This is a genomic window from Vulcanimicrobium alpinum (assembly GCF_027923555.1).
GTDB lineage: Bacteria > Vulcanimicrobiota > Vulcanimicrobiia > Vulcanimicrobiales > Vulcanimicrobiaceae > Vulcanimicrobium > Vulcanimicrobium alpinum.
On the sequence record NZ_AP025523.1, the window covers coordinates 301,688 to 317,007 of the forward strand.

Annotated in this window: 11 protein-coding genes and 1 pseudogene; 9 read left to right on the forward strand and 3 right to left on the reverse strand. The window is 64.0% G+C overall.

The window, feature by feature from the left end:
- The 4 genes from meaB to WPS_RS01500 are packed head-to-tail and all read left to right on the forward strand — an operon-like array spanning position 1 to position 4,520.
- Entirely contained in the window at positions 1-906 is a 906-nt protein-coding gene (gene meaB / locus WPS_RS01485) for a methylmalonyl Co-A mutase-associated GTPase MeaB (RefSeq protein ID WP_317996095.1), read from the forward strand.
- Entirely contained in the window at positions 896-1,327 is a 432-nt protein-coding gene (locus WPS_RS01490) for a cobalamin B12-binding domain-containing protein (protein WP_317996096.1), read from the forward strand. Before meaB ends, WPS_RS01490 begins: the two co-directional genes overlap by 11 nt.
- On the forward strand, positions 1,324-3,069 hold the full coding sequence (locus tag WPS_RS01495) for a thiamine pyrophosphate-binding protein (protein ID WP_317996097.1): 1,746 nt from the start codon (positions 1,324-1,326) through the stop codon (positions 3,067-3,069). The genes WPS_RS01490 and WPS_RS01495 overlap by 4 nt, the downstream gene beginning before the upstream one ends.
- Before the next feature lie 23 nt (positions 3,070-3,092).
- Entirely contained in the window at positions 3,093-4,520 is a 1,428-nt protein-coding gene (locus tag WPS_RS01500) for a phenylacetate--CoA ligase family protein (protein WP_405054982.1), read from the forward strand.
- A gap of 132 nt (positions 4,521-4,652) precedes the next feature.
- On the opposite strand, the gene WPS_RS01505 is transcribed toward WPS_RS01500, so the two are convergent.
- Positions 4,653-5,852 carry an IS256 family transposase gene (locus tag WPS_RS01505; RefSeq protein WP_317996099.1) on the reverse strand — a complete coding sequence of 400 codons (1,200 nt, stop codon included), beginning with the start codon at positions 5,850-5,852 and terminating at the stop codon, positions 4,653-4,655.
- Between the two features lie 150 nt (positions 5,853-6,002).
- Here WPS_RS01505 and WPS_RS01510 point away from each other — a divergent pair, with 150 nt between their 5' ends.
- Positions 6,003-6,326, forward strand: coding sequence for a transposase family protein (locus tag WPS_RS01510; RefSeq protein WP_317996100.1), 324 nt, complete (start codon positions 6,003-6,005; stop codon positions 6,324-6,326).
- A 90-nt stretch (positions 6,327-6,416) separates the two neighbouring features.
- Here the strand turns inward: WPS_RS01510 and WPS_RS01515 are convergent, their stop codons facing one another.
- Positions 6,417-7,634 (reverse strand): IS256 family transposase, encoded by a 1,218-nt coding sequence (locus WPS_RS01515; protein WP_317995993.1) that lies wholly within the window; start codon positions 7,632-7,634, stop codon positions 6,417-6,419.
- Between the two features lie 146 nt (positions 7,635-7,780).
- On the opposite strand from WPS_RS01515, the gene WPS_RS01520 reads away from it, so the two are divergent.
- From WPS_RS01520 to WPS_RS01530, 3 genes and pseudogenes are all read left to right on the forward strand, one after another.
- The gene (locus WPS_RS01520; RefSeq protein WP_317996101.1) at positions 7,781-8,998 is read left to right on the forward strand and encodes an IS256 family transposase; all 1,218 of its coding nucleotides are present in this window, start codon (positions 7,781-7,783) and stop codon (positions 8,996-8,998) included.
- Positions 8,999-9,043: 45 nt separating this feature from the next.
- Complete coding sequence (locus tag WPS_RS01525; RefSeq protein WP_317997587.1) at positions 9,044-9,976, forward strand: ISL3 family transposase; 933 nt, start codon at positions 9,044-9,046, stop codon at positions 9,974-9,976.
- Between the two features lie 42 nt (positions 9,977-10,018).
- A pseudogene (locus WPS_RS01530) lies at positions 10,019-11,076 on the forward strand (IS5 family transposase).
- A 212-nt stretch (positions 11,077-11,288) separates the two neighbouring features.
- On the opposite strand, the gene WPS_RS01535 reads toward WPS_RS01530, so the two are convergent.
- Positions 11,289-12,386, reverse strand: coding sequence for a hypothetical protein (locus WPS_RS01535; protein WP_317996102.1), 1,098 nt, complete (start codon positions 12,384-12,386; stop codon positions 11,289-11,291).
- Between the two features lie 245 nt (positions 12,387-12,631).
- Between WPS_RS01535 and clpB the strand changes: the two genes are divergently transcribed.
- Positions 12,632-15,268, forward strand: a complete 2,637-nt coding sequence (clpB, locus tag WPS_RS01540; RefSeq protein WP_317996103.1) for an ATP-dependent chaperone ClpB — start codon at positions 12,632-12,634, stop codon at positions 15,266-15,268.
- Positions 15,269-15,320: the final 52 nt, after the last annotated feature.

Genomic DNA, 15,320 nt, shown 5'->3' on the forward strand with positions numbered 1-15,320 from the left:
GTGCACCGCGACCTGGCGCGGGCAATCTCCAGCGTCGAGAACGGGATCGTCGAGCTGCCCGCGGCGCTCGCGCGCCTCGCGCATCTCGGCCACGTCCCGCCGGCGCATCACGCGGAGGTCATCGGGATCACCGGGCCGCCCGGCGCCGGAAAATCGACGCTCGTCGACCGTCTGATCGAGGGGATCCGCGCCGGCGGCGAGAGCGTCGCGGTAATCGCGGTCGATCCGTCGTCGCCGTTCACGCAGGGCGCGGTGCTCGGCGATCGCGTGCGGATGCAGCGGCATGCCGGCGACAACGGCGTGTTCATCCGGAGCATGGCCTCGCGCGAGGGCGGCGGCGGTCTCGCGCCGGCGACGCGCGACGCGGTGCGCCTCGCCGAAGCGGCGGGGTTCGACGTCGTGATCGTCGAGACGGTCGGCGTCGGACAGATCGAACTGGAAGTCGTCGCGGTCGCCGATCAGATCGTCGTCGTCACCGTCCCCGCGCTCGGCGATTCGGTGCAGACGATCAAAGCCGGGCTCACCGAGATCGCCGACATCTTCGTCGTCAACATGGCCGACCGCCCCGGCGCGAACCGCACCGCGCTCGACCTCAAGCACATGGTGCGCGAAGGTCAGCGCGACATCCCGGTCCTGCAGACGGTGGCGCAGGACGGCACGGGCGTCGCCGACCTCCTCGCGGCGATCCTTTCGCGCCGCGGCGGCAGCGAGGTCAACGCCGTGCGCGCCGTACGCTTTGAGGTCGTGCGGCGCGCGCGCGACCGTGCGGTGATCGCGGCGCTTGCTTCACTCGACTCTCCCGACGGCAGCGCCGTGCTCGACCGCGTGCGCGCCCGCGAACTTTCCCGCAACGACGCGATCGACGCGCTGCTCGCGATCTACGGAGGACCCGTTCATGCCCATTAAGGTGCTCGTCGCCAAACCCGGCCTCGACGGCCACGACCGCGGCGCGAAGATCGTCGCGCGCGCCCTTCGCGACGCCGGGATGGAAGTCGTGTACACGGGCCTGCATCAGACGCCGGAGATGATCGTCAACGCGGCGATTCAGGAGGACGTCGACGTCGTCGGCGTGAGCATCCTCTCGGGCGCGCACATGACGATCTTCCCGAAGATCATGGATCTGCTGCGCGAGCGCGAGGTCGACGATATCGTCGTCATCGGCGGCGGCGTGATCCAAGAGCCCGACATTCCGAAGCTCAAGGAGATCGGCGTGCGCGAGGTCTTCAACGCCGAAGCGTCGACGCAGGATCTGATCGACGGCATCGAGCGGATCGTCGCCGAGTACGGCCGCGACCGCACGCGCCGCGAGGCGGCCGGGGCGAGTTGACCGCCGCGGCGCCGCTGCGCACCTCGACGGCGAGCGCAGCAGAATACCTGGCGCGCGCGCTGCACGCGCGCGGCGTCCGGCGCGTCTTCGGGCTCGAAGGCGGCCACGTCCAGCCGCTGTGGGATCACGTCGCGCGCCTGGGCATCGCGATCGTGGACGTGCGCGACGAGCGCGCCGCCGTGCACATGGCGCACGCGCACGCGGAACTCACCGGAACGGTCGGGATCGCGATGGTGACGGCCGGCCCGGGCGTGACGAATACGGTGACGGCGGTCGCGAACGCGACCACCGCCGGCGTCCCCGTCGTGGTGATCGGCGGAGCGCCGCCGATGCCTCAGGACTACCGCGGTCCGCTGCAAGGGATCCCGCAGGTCGATATCCTCGCCCCGATCGCGCGCTACGCGCGCACCGTGCGCAACGCCGACCTCGTCGTCGGCGAGCTCGACCGTGCGATCTCCGCGGCCGAGGGCGAGTACGGCGATCGCGGCGCGAGCTACATCGAGTTTCCGACCGACGTGCTGCGCACCGAGGTGCCGCGCCAGGTCGTGCTCGACGAATTCGTCGCGCCGCGCGCGCCGCGCAGGATCGCGCCCGATCCGAGCGCCGTCGCGGCGGCCGTCGAGCGGCTGTGGTCGGTGCGCCGGCCCGTCGTCATCACCGGGCGCGGCGCGCGCGGCGCAGCGAGCGAACTGCTCGCTCTGCTCGATGCGCTCGGCGCCGTCTACCTCGACACGCAGGAGAGCCGCGGTCTCGTCCCCGAGTCGCATCCGTCGGTCGTCGGCGCGATGCGCGGCGCGGTGATGGGCCAGGCCGACGTCGTGATCACGGTGGGGCGCAAGCTCGACTATCAACTCGGCTACGGATCGCCGGCGGTCTTTCCGCACGCGACGTTCGTGCGGATCGGCGACGGCGTCGGCGAGATCGGCGACAACCGCCGCGGCGCGCCGGAGATCTTTGCGACGCCGGCGCTCGCGCTCGCCGCGATCGTCGAGGCGGCGCGGGGACGCGCGCCGGCTGCAGACCGTGACTGGGCCGGCGATCTGCGGCGCTCGCACGTCGAGCGCGCGCAGGCCTACGGCGCGAAGCTGGCGCAGGCGCCGTCGGGCGCCGACGGACGGATGCATCCGAACCGCATCTTCGCGGCGATCCGCGCCTGCGTTCCCGACGACGCGATCGCGATCGCCGACGGCGGCGACATCCTCAGCTTCGCGCGGCTCGGTTTGACGCAAGCGACGTACCTCGATTCCGGGACGTTCGGATGTCTGGGCGTCGGCGTGCCGTTCGCAGTCGCCGCTGCGCTCGCGCATCCCGAGCGCACCGTGATCTCGGTGAACGGCGACGGCGCATTCGGCTTCAACGCGATGGAGATCGACACGGCGGTCCGCCACGGCGCGCGCGCCGTCTTCACCGTCGCCAACAACGCGGCGTGGAACATCGAGCGCTACGACCAGATGGTGAACTACGAAGGCCGCATCGCCGGCACCGAACTGCGCGACAGTGACTACGCGGGATTGGCGAAGGCGCTGGGCGCGTACGCCGAGCGCGTCGACGACCCGTCCGATCTGGAAGGTGCGCTGCGGCGCGCGATGTCGCACGCGCCGGCGCTGCTCGACGTCAAGATCACGCGCGACGCGGTCTCGTCCGACGCCGGGAGAGGCCTGGGGTACGTCCGGCTCTATCAGCCGCTGACGGCGTGGGACGACGCCGAACGCAAACGCCGCGACGACGGAGGTCTCCGATGAGCGTCTCGACTGCCGCCGGGCGGATGGAAGCGTGGTCGTTTCCGCCGCGCATCGACGCTTCGTATATCCCGCCGAACGATCAGCGCTACTGGCATCCCGTCCGCGAGACGATGCCGCCCGACGAGCGCGACGCCGCGATCGCCGTGCGCCTGCGCGAGGTGATGCGCCACGCGTACAAGAGCTCGGCGTTCTACAAAAAGAAGTGGGACGATGCGGGGATCGACCCAGAGTCGATCCGCTCGCTCGAGGATTTCGAACGCGTCCCGGTCGTGACCAAGGCGGAACTGCGTGCGTCGCAGGCGGCGCACGAACCGTACGGCGACTACCTGTGCGTCCCCGAGTCGGAGATCCATCACATCCACGGCACGTCGGGCACCACCGGAAAGCCGACCGCGTTCGCGATCGGACGCAACGACTGGCAAACGATCGGCGAGAACCACGCGCGCATCCTGTGGGGGATGGGCTTCCGTCCCGGCGACACGATCTTCTTCGGCGCGATCTTCAGCCTGTATTTGGGTTCGTGGGGCGCGATGTCCGGCGCGGAGCGGATGAAGGCGCGCAGTTTCCCGTTCGGTGCGGGCGCGCAGGGAATGACCGCGCGCGCCGCACAGTGGCTCGCAATGGTGAAGCCCGCCGGCTTCTACGGCACGCCGTCGTACGCGCTGCGTCTCGCTGAGGTCGCACGCGAAGAAGGGTACGATCCGCGCGCGTTCGGCCTGCGCACGCTGTTCTTCTCCGGTGAACCGGGAGCGTCGATCCCGTCGGTACGCGATCGCATCGAAAACGAGTTCGGGGCACGCGTGATCGACACGGGGACGATGGCCGAGATGACGCCGTTCATGTCGGCGGCGGGGAGCGCAGAGTCGCACGAAGGGATGCTGCTCTGGCAGGACATGGTCTACCACGAGGTGTGCGATCCCGCAACCTACGCGCGCGTCCCGTACGGCGAGCAGGGGACGCCGGTGTACACGCATCTGGAACGGACGTCGCAGCCGATGATCCGGCTGCTCTCCAACGATCTCACGCATTGGGTGATGGAAGAGAACCCGTGCGGGCGTACTTATCCGCGGCTGCCGAAGGGCGTCCACGGCCGCATCGACGACATGTTCCAGATCCGCGGCGAAAACGTGTATCCCTCGGAGATCGACAACGTCTGCAACGCGATCGCCGGCTACGGCGGCGAGCACCGCATCCACATCAGCCGTGCGCAGACGATGGACGAACTGCTGGTCCGCGCCGAGTACGACGCGACGGTCGCCGCCGGCGGCGACGCAGCGATCGCGGCGTTCCGCCGCACGCTCGGCGATCAGCTCCGCAAAGTGCTGGGCGTCGGCGCCAACGTCGAACCTGTCCCCCCGAACACCTACGAACGCACCGACTTCAAAGCCCGCCGCGTCGTCGACGACCGCGACCTCTACGGCCAAGTCTACCAAAGCACCCACCCGCACTAACAGGGTGCTGAAAAAGCCGCGCTTCCCTTCCTTGTCGGGTAAGCGTTTGATACAATGAGACATGCGAACGCGAGAGAAAGTGCAGAGTCAAGTCCCAAATCTGCTGTAATTCCGGTTCGTCGATCGCGTTAGTTAGGCTGCTCGTCTGTCTCGTTTTACGGTCGTTGCTTTCCATTCGAAGTATTCGGTCATGTCGAAGTAGGCTCGGCCTAACCATTCGTCGTTTTGCTCGGAGAGTAGCGCGCCGACCATGCGAATCGCCGCGGCGTCGTTTGGGAAGATGCGAATGACTTTCTCCCGGCGACGAATCTCTTCATTGAGCCGCTCTTGCATGTTGCTCGTGCGCAGTCGCCGGCGATATTTCTCCGGCAGCGGCAAGATCGCAAGCATGTCTTCGAACGCTCCTTCCAAGCACACGCACGACTTGGGCGCCGTTTCTGCGAAGCGGGCCATGAATTCCGCATATCGACGCTCGGCCTCTTTGCGATCAGTTGCGAGGAAGATCAGCCGAGCTGCAGCGGTTACGTTTTCCCGTTCTTTCTTGGGCGTGTGATCGAGCAAGTTCTTCATCACGTGGAACTGGCAACGCTGCCACGTCGCGCTGACGAATTGCTTGGCGATCGCCTCACGCAAGCCCGAATGATTGTCGGAGACGGCAACGTCGACGCCGTGCAAGCCGCGTGCTTTGAGGCCGCAAAAGAACTCGTTCCACGTCGCAAAGCTCTCCGAATCGCCGATCGAAAGACCAAGGATCTCGCGGTATCCGTCAGCACGAATGCCGCTCGCGATGAGCAGCGCTTTGCTGACGACGCTCTTGTCGGTGCGCACCTTCGTGAAGAGCGCGTCAACGATGATGAATGGGTACGCTGCGTCGAGCCGGCGATTCAAGAATCCCGCGACCGGTTCGTTGAGTGCCTTCGTAAGGCGACTTACCGTCGATTTCGAAAACGACGTCCCGCAGAGGCCTTCGGTTATCCGCGTGACCTTCCGCGTCGAGACGCCGTTGACGACCATCTCCATCAGGCCCACGACGAAGGCTTGTTCGCTGCGGCGATAACGCTCGAAGATGTCGGTTGAGAAGCTGCCGTCGCGCGTCTGCGGCACGCGCAGGACCAGCGAGCCGACGCGGGTCGAGAGCTGTCGATCGCGATACCCATTTCGATAGCCCTCCCGTTCTTCACAGCGCTGGTACCGCTCGGCGCCCAGATGATCGCGCATCTGTGCCTCGAGCACTTGGTTGAGAATCACTTCGATGAGTTTGCCGAGCGCTGCCGGCTGATCGAGCAAAGCTGGAATCGCGTCGCGGGATAGGGTAAGATCGTAATCGGCCACCGTTCCGGTCCTTTCGATTGAGGTGTTGAACAACGTCAATCTTCGAACCGGGGCGGTGGCTACCCGCCCGCTCAATTTACATCAATTGGGTCTTCCGGTTTTGTAGTGGGCGGGCGAGAGGAAATCGGTCGGCCGTCGTAATGCTACGCCATGCGAGACACCGAATTCATCCGCGGGTTGCTGCGCGTCGAAGATCCTTGGGACGTGACCGAATCAAAGCTCGATCTCAAGCGAAATCGGGTCGATGTTCGGCTTGAATGGCAAGGCGCGGGTCGCTGTCCAAAATGCGATCGGGAGTGCCCCAAGCACGATCATCGCGAGCGCGTCTGGCGTGACCTCGATCTGGCCGGCGACCAACTTTTCTTGCACGCCTCCGTACCCCGGATCGATTGTCCCGAGCACGGCGTCACGACCGTTGCGATTCCCTGGTCAAGCGGTCGCACCGAGTTTACGTGGCAGAGTCCCTATAATTGATGTAAATTCAGCGGGCGGGTAGCCACCGCTCCGGTTCGAAGATAGTCAAGTCCCAAATCTGCTGTAATTCCGGTTCGTCGATCGCGTTAGTTAGGCTGCTCGTCTGTCTCGTTTTACGGCGGCCGGCTTGGCCACCGTCGTTGCTTTCCATTCGAAGTATTCGGTCATGTCGAAGTAGGCTCGGCCTAACCATTCGTCGTTTTGCTCGGAGAGTAGCGCGCCGACCATGCGAATCGCCGCGGCGTCGTTTGGGAAGATGCGAATGACTTTCTCCCGGCGACGAATCTCTTCATTGAGCCGCTCTTGCATGTTGCTCGTGCGCAGTCGCCGGCGATATTTCTCCGGCAGCGGCAAGATCGCAAGCATGTCTTCGAACGCTCCTTCCAAGCACACGCACGACTTGGGCGCCGTTTCTGCGAAGCGGGCCATGAATTCCGCATATCGACGCTCGGCCTCTTTGCGATCAGTTGCGAGGAAGATCAGCCGAGCTGCAGCGGTTACGTTTTCCCGTTCTTTCTTGGGCGCGTGATCGAGCAAGTTCTTCATCACGTGGAACTGGCAACGCTGCCACGTCGCGCCGACGAATTGCTTGGCGATCGCCTCGCGTAAGCCCGAGTGATTGTCGGAGACGGCAACGTCGACGCCGTGCAAGCCGCGCGCTTTGAGGCCGCGAAAGAACTCGTTCCACGTCGCAAAGCTCTCCGAATCGCCGATCGAAAGACCAAGGATTTCGCGGTACCCGTCAGCGCGAATGCCGCTCGCGATGAGTAGTGCTTTGCTGACGACGCTCTTGTCGGTGCGCACCTTCGTAAAGAGCGCGTCAACGATGATGAATGGGTACGCTGCGTCGAGCCGGCGATTCAAGAATCCCGCGACCGGTTCGTCGAGTGCCTTCGTAAGGCGACTTACCGTCGATTTCGAAAACGACGTCCCGCAGAGGCCTTCGGTTATCCGCGTGACCTTCCGCGTCGAGACGCCGTTGACGACCATCTCCATCAGGCCCACGACAAAGGCTTGTTCGCTGCGGCGATAACGCTCAAAGATGTCGGTTGAGAAGCTGCCGTCGCGCGTTTGCGGCACGCGCAGGACCAGCGATCCGACGCGGGTCGAGAGCTGTCGATCGCGATACCCATTCCGATAGCCCTCCCGTTCTTGACAGCGTTCGTACCGCTCGGCGCCCAGATGATCGCGCATCTGTGCCTCGAGCACTTGGTTGAGAATCACTTCGACGAGTTTGCCGAGCGCCGCCGGCTGATCAAGCAAAGCTGGAATCGCGTCGCGGGATAGGGTAAGATCGTAATCGGCCACCGTTTCGGTCCTTTCGATTGAGGTGTTGAACAACGTCAATCTTCGAACCGGGGCGGTGGCTACCCGCCCGCTCAATTTACATCAATTATAGGGACTCGGCCTCGAAGATTGACGTTGACAACACTTCAATCGAAAGGACCGGAACGGTGGCCGATTACGATCTTACCCTATCCCGCGACGCGATTCCAGCGTTGCTCGATCAACCTGCGGCGCTCGGGAAGCTCGTCGAAACGATTTTGAACCAAGTGCTCGAGGCGCAGATGCGCGATCATCTGGGCGCCGAGCGGTACGAACGCTGTCAAGAACGGGAGGGCTATCGGAATGGGTATCGCGATCGACAGCTCTCGACCCGCGTCGGATCGCTGGTCCTGCGCGTGCCGCAGACGCGCGACGGCAGCTTCTCAACCGACATCTTCGAGCGTTATCGCCGCAGCGAACAAGCCTTCGTCGTGGGCCTGATGGAGATGGTCGTCAACGGCGTCTCGACGCGGAAGGTCACGCGGATAACCGAAGGCCTCTGCGGGACGTCGTTTTCGAAATCGACGGTAAGTCGCCTTACGAAGGCACTCAACGAACCGGTCGCGGGATTCTTGAATCGCCGGCTCGACGCAGCGTACCCGTTCATCATCGTTGACGCGCTCTTCACGAAGGTGCGCACCGACAAGAGCGTCGTCAGCAAAGCGCTGCTCATCGCGAGCGGCATTCGTGCTGACGGATACCGCGAGATCCTTGGTCTTTCGATCGGCGATTCGGAGAGCTTTGCGACGTGGAACGAGTTCTTTTGCGGCCTCAAAGCACGCGGCTTGCACGGCGTCGACGTTGCCGTCTCCGACAATCATTCGGGCTTGCGTGAGGCGATCGCCAAGCAATTCGTCAGCGCGACGTGGCAGCGCTGCCAGTTCCACGTGATGAAGAACTTGCTCGATCACACGCCCAAGAAAGAACGGGAAAACGTAACCGCTGCAGCTCGGCTGATCTTCCTCGCAACTGATCGCAAAGAGGCCGAGCGTCGATATGCGGAATTCATGGCCCGCTTCGCAGAAACGGCGCCCAAGTCGTGCGTGTGCTTGGAAGGAGCGTTCGAAGACATGCTTGCGATCTTGCCGCTGCCGGAGAAATATCGTCGGCGACTGCGCACGAGCAACATGCAAGAGCGGCTCAATGAAGAGATTCGTCGCCGGGAGAAAGTCATTCGCATTTTCCCAAACGACGCCGCAGCGATTCGCATGGTCGGCGCGTTACTCTCCGAGCAAAACGACGAATGGTTAAGCCGAGCCTACTTCGACATGACCGAATACTTCGAATGGAAAGCAACGACGGTGGCCAAGCCGGCCGCCGTAAAACGAGACAGACGAGCAGCCTAACTTACGCGATCGACGAACCGGAATTACAGCAGATTTGGGACTTGACTGTTTACGTCGCGCTTCGAGCGTTTGGCGATCGCCCTCCTACTCGAGATGTCCGTCGCGGCGGTCGCGCGTCGCTTGGGCATCAGCTGGGACCAAGTCGATTCCATTATGCTCCGGGCGGTCGAGCGCGGTAAGCAGCGGCGACTGCCACGTCTTGTGCGGCATCTCGGCATCGACGAGAAGGCCGTCAAAAAGCGGCATCGGTACTTCACGATCGTGTCCGACTTGGACCGCGGCGAGGTCCTGTGGGTCGGTCGCGGTCGCAAGCGCGAATCGATTGACGCTTTCTACGACGGCCTTTCGCACGAACAACTTCATGCCATTGAGGGCATCGCGATGGATATGTGGCAGCCGTACTTCGAGTCGACCGTAGCACACGTGCCCGATGCGGCACGGAAGATCGTCTTCGATAAGTACCACATCACGGCATATCTCACCAAAGCCGTCGATCTCACTCGTCGAGCGATGATGCGTGACAAGACGCTCGACCGAACGGCATTGAAAGGGACTAAGTATTCCTGGTTGCGCTCGTTTGCGAATCTCGACCGCGACGAACGACGTGATCTGAGCGCCTTGCGGAGCCAGTACAAACGCCTTGGCCGCGCGTGGTCGATGAAGGAGCACTTTACGGAGTTCTGGCGATATCGGCGTGAGTCCGCAGCGCGTCGTTTCTTTGCCGATTGGTACCGGTGGGCGACGCACTCTCAATTGCCCGAAATGATCAGCGTCGCGCGCACGCTCAAACGTCACTTTGCGAACATCATCACGTACATTCGCAAGCCGATCACCAATGCGGCAGCCGAGAGCCTCAACAGTAAGATCCAAATGATCAAATTCCGCGCGCGCGGCTATCGCAATGAGGGCCGATTTGCAGCGGCGATTCTATTCCACTGTGGTGGGCTCGACCTCTTGCCCGCCCACCCGAAGTCCTGAAGCGCCCATCAATTATAGGGACTCGGCCAAGTGCAGCGCGGCATGTGGAGTTATGTTGCGGATGAGGATCGGATTCCGAAAGATCATCCATTACGCGCGATGCGAGCGTTGATCGACCCCGTTCTGCGCGATCTCTCGCCGCGTTTCAGCCAGCTATATGCGAGCAACGGTCGTGCCTCGATCCCGCCGGAATATCTGCTCAGAGCGCCGCTCTTGCAACTGCTTTACAGCGTTCGCAGCGAACGCATGCTGATCGAGCAGTTGCACTACAACATGCTTTTTCGATGGTTCGTAGGGCTCAATACGGACGATCCCGTTTGGCACGCGACCACGTTCACCAAGAACCGTGAACGGCTAATGCAAGGTGATATCGCACGTGCGTTTTTCGACCGAGTGTTTGCCATCGCTCAGGCGCGCGAACTCGTATCGGATGAGCATTTCACCGTGGATGGAACGCTGATTGAAGCCTGGGCCGGCCAAAAGAGTTTTCGACCCAAGGACGACTCAGGCGATGGTCGTCCGGGACCGGGAAGCAATCCAACGGTCGATTTTCGCGACGAGCGCCGCAGCAATGAAACGCACGCGTCCCGGACCGATCCCGACGCGCGTTTGGTCAAGAAGGCACGAGGCCAAGCATCGCACCTGGGTTATCACGACCACGTACTGATGGAGAATAGAAACGGGTTGGTCGCACAGGCGACGCTCACGATAGCCAGCGGTCGCGCCGAGCGAGAGGCAGCGCTCGCATTGGTAGATCGGTTGCGGAATCGCGGACGTATTACGCTGGGCGCAGACAAAGGGTACGACGTCGCGGACTTCATCGCGCAGTGTCGTGAACGCGAAGTTACACCTCATGTGGCATGTACAAGCGACCCTCGACGGAGTAGCGCGATCGACGGGCGGACGACGCGGCACCCCGGGTATGTTTGGAGTCAACGAAAGCGCAAGCGTGTTGAAGAGATCTTCGGTTGGCTCAAAACGGTCGGAGCGCTCCCTAGACGCGACATCGGGGCCGAGATCGCGTAGACTGGATATTCACCTTCGCCGCCGCGGCATTCAACTTGACGAGGATACGGAATCTGATTGGGGCTGCGGCGTGATGCGAGGTTGCAACACCCCAAAAATGCCCCGAACGAGAGACTTCCGCGATGGAAACCCTTGTCAGAACCGCTACGAGTGCTGAAATGGCTCGGCATCGGCCGGCCATTTCAGCACCCTGCTAAGTCATGCTGAGCCCGTCGAAGCGTCCCCTGCATCGCCCCTCTCGAGGGCTCGATCGCGGCCGCCCTTCGACAGGCTCAGGGTGACGGGGTTAGTGACGTAATGCCAGCACGCCGAGGATCGCTTCGAAGGCGACGAGGACGATCACGATGATCTCGAGCGTTTGGCTGCGTTCGGTCTGCGCTTCGTCCTGGAGGACGCGGTAGACCTCGCTGACGCTGCGGAGTTTGGCGTCGATTTGGCGCTGCCAGTCGGCCAAGCCGAGGCGTCCTGCCACGGCGCGGTAGAGGCGCGCGTAGTACGCGTCGCCGATGATCTTCAGCGCGTTCGTCGTGCGGTCGGTCAGTTCGAGCACGTCGACCAGCAGAAAGCGCACCGCCTCGGCGCGATCGCGGTCGCGGCGGCGCGAGAAGCGCCGTGAGCGCCGTCCCGGTTCGAGCCGGTAGATCGCGTCGAGTTCCTCGTCGAGCCGCGCGTCGTACGTGCGGAACTCGACGAGCTGTGAGTTCGCGAACTCGAGGATGTCCTCGACGGCTTCGGCACCTTCGGCGCGGTCGTAGACGAAGGCCGCATCCCATTGAATCACCGCGAGATCGTCGGGATAGTACGAGAACGCGAGACGCAGCGCTTCGGTCTGCTCGCTCGAGACGAGCTCGCGGTCCTCGAAGAGCATCAACTGCGCGAGCGCGGGGCCGAGCGGCCCGGTCAGGTGCTGCGCCGTCACCGGCACGTCGAACTGCTCGACCTCGAGGATGAAGTAGTCTTCGATCAGCGCGGGGTGGGGATCATCGAGCGCGCCGCTGATCTCCGCGAGGACGTCGTCGAGCGCGGACCGCGCGAGCACTTCCAGCCGCGAATCCCGCCGTTCGCGGCGGGTCAGCGCGGCAAACTCCTCCCACGTTCCGGCGAACGGGATCGTGATGCGGATCGAGACGACGCCGAAATCGAAGATCTTCGCGCGCATCGTCGCGCCTGGACGTTCGAGATCCGGCAGGCGCACGATCAGCGGCGCGACGGGATACTGGATAAACTCCGAGCTCGCCTCGCGGCGAAGCTGCAGCGGCGCGCGGGCGACGCCCTCGCCGCGCACCGTGCGCAAGCGTTCGAGATCGATCGTGTCCGCGACGTCGTACACGAAGAGCGCGCGGAACGCGGCGTGCGCGAGCGCCGGAAGGGAGGCGCTATTCACGCGCGCGCGTCACGTGCAGGACGTCCATCGCCCGGGTCAACCGTGAACGGCGCATGCAGGTTCCGAGAGCGGACGATAGTGCGCTTTGTTGTGCGTACGGCAAGCATGAAAGAGGACGCTGGAGCGCCCAGGGGCCGGACGGGACGTTCGGCGCTTATTCTGCCCTGGAAAATCCGGCACGCTGGGCGGTGGAGGGGGCGGCGATGCAACCGTGGTGTTAGCACTCGCGGTCTTAGAGTGCGAAAATGAACGTCGAACGCATGACCCAGCGGGTGCAGGAGGCGCTGAACGCCGCCTATTCGCGTGCGCTGGCGGAACACAACACTCAGACTGCACCGGAGCACGTGCTCGCCGCCGTCCTCGACCAGACGGACGGCATCGCCGCGCCGGTCCTCGAGAAAGCCGGCATCGCCCGGGCCGCGATCGAGGAGCGGCTCGCTCGCGCGATCGCATCGCTCCCCCGTTATAGCGGCGCGAACGCGGAACAAAGTCAGGTCACCGTTGCGGCGTCGCTGACGCGCCTGCTCTCCGTCGCCGACGACGAGGCGAAGAAACTCAACGACGACTTCGTCTCCGTCGAGCATTTGCTGCTGGCGATGACCGCCGACGGCGGCGTCGTCGGCCGCATCTTCCGCGAGCTCGGCCTCTCCCGCGAAAAACTTCTCGCCGCGCTGAAGGACGTCCGCGGCAACCAGCGCGTCACCACCCAGAACCCCGAAGGCACGTACCAGTCGCTCGAGCGCTACGGCCGCGATCTCACGCGCGCCGCGGAGCAGGGCAAACTCGACCCGGTCATCGGCCGCGACGACGAGATCCGGCGCGTCGTGCAAGTGCTCTCGCGCCGCACGAAAAACAACCCGGTCCTCATCGGTGAGCCCGGCGTCGGCAAGACGGCGATCGTCGAAGGGCTCGCGCAGCGCATCGTGCGCGGCGATGTCCCCGAAGGGCTCAAAGACAAACGCCTGATCTCGCTCGACATGGGCGCGCTCATCGCCGGCGCGAAGTATCGCGGCGAGTTCGAAGAGCGGCTCAAAGCCGTGCTCAAGGAAGTCACCAGCGCCCAGGGTCGCGTGCTGCTCTTCGTCGACGAATTGCACACCGTCGTCGGCGCCGGCAAGACCGAAGGCTCGATGGACGCGGGTAACCTGCTCAAGCCGCTACTCGCGCGCGGCGAACTGCACATGATCGGCGCCACCACGCTCGACGAGTACCGCAAGTACATCGAGAAGGACGCGGCGCTCGAACGGCGCTTCCAGCCGGTCTTCGTCGATCAGCCCTCCGTCGAGGACTCGATCTCGATCCTGCGCGGACTGAAAGAACGCTACGAAGTCCATCACGGCGTGCGCATCAAGGACGCGGCGCTCGTCGCCGCCGCCGTGCTCTCGAACCGCTACATCGCCGATCGCTTCCTGCCCGACAAGGCGATCGATCTCGTCGACGAAGCGGCGGCGAAACTCCGCACCGAGATCGACTCGATGCCGACCGAACTCGACGAAGCCTTGCGCCGCATCATGCAGCTCGAGATTGAGCGCGAGGCGTTGCGCAAGGAGAGCGATGACGCGTCCAAACAGCGGCTGGCGAAACTCGAAGCCGAACTCGCCGACCTGCACGAAGAGACGGACGGGCTGCGCGCCCGCTGGCAGCGCGAGAAAGATATCGTCGCGCAGACGCGCGCGATCCGCGAGCAGATCGAACAGACCAAGCTCGAGATCGAGCGCGCCTCGCAGACCGCGGACTACGCGAAAGCTTCGGAACTCAAGTACGGTCGTCTGACCGAACTCGAGCGCCAGCTCCGCGAGAAGGAAGCGACGGTGAGCGCGCCCGGCACGTCGCGTCTTCTCAAGGAAGAGGTCGACGAAGAAGACATCGCCGCCATCGTGAGCCGCTGGACGGGAATCCCGATCTCGAAGCTGCTCGAAGGCGAGATCCAGAAGCTGCTCGCGCTCGACCGCGAACTGCATCAGCGCGTCGTCGGCCAGGACGAGGCGGTGACGGCGGTCGCCGAGGCGATCGTCCGCGCCCGTTCCGGGCTCGGCGATCCCAATCGCCCGCTCGGATCGTTCTTGTTCCTCGGCCCCACCGGCGTCGGCAAAACCGAGCTCGCGCGTGCGCTCGCCGAGTTTCTCTTCGACGACGAGCGCGCGATGGTGCGCATCGACATGTCGGAGTACGGCGAGAAGCACAGCGTCGCGCGCCTGCTCGGTTCTCCGCCGGGATACGTCGGCTACGACGAAGGCGGGCAGCTCACCGAAGCGGTGCGCCGCCGTCCGTTCTCGGTGCTGCTTTTCGACGAGATCGAAAAAGCGCACCCCGACGTCTTCAACGTGTTCCTGCAGATCCTCGACGACGGCCGCCTGACCGACGGTCAGGGCCGCACCGTCGATTTCAAGAACACGATCGTGATCATGACCTCGAACATCGGCTCGCATCGTATCCTCGACGCGTCGAGCGACACCGACGGGGCGGAGTTCGCGGTGATGCGCGCGACGATTATGGACGAACTGCGTCAGCGGTTCCGGCCGGAGTTTCTCAACCGCATCGACGAGATCGTCGTCTTTCACAAGCTCTCCGAGGAGCAGCTCAAGGAAATCGTCGAGATTCAACTCGATCGCGTGCGCGCGCGGCTGCGCGAACGGCGGATCACGCTCGAGATTACCGACGCCGCCAAGACACACTTGGTGCGCAGCGGCTACGAGCCGGCGTACGGCGCGCGTCCCCTCAAGCGCGCGATCCAGCGTGAGATCGAAACGCCGCTCGGGCGTAAGATCCTCGCCGGGGAGGTGCGCGACGGCGACGTCGTGCGCATCGACCAAGACGGCGATCGCGCCGAATTGACGTTCAAGGTCGTCGAGCCGCTGCCGGACTTGCCCGCCTTCCGCTAGGCAGGGCAGTCCTCCGGCGACATGCAAGTGGGAGGGCCCGCCCGGGCCCTCC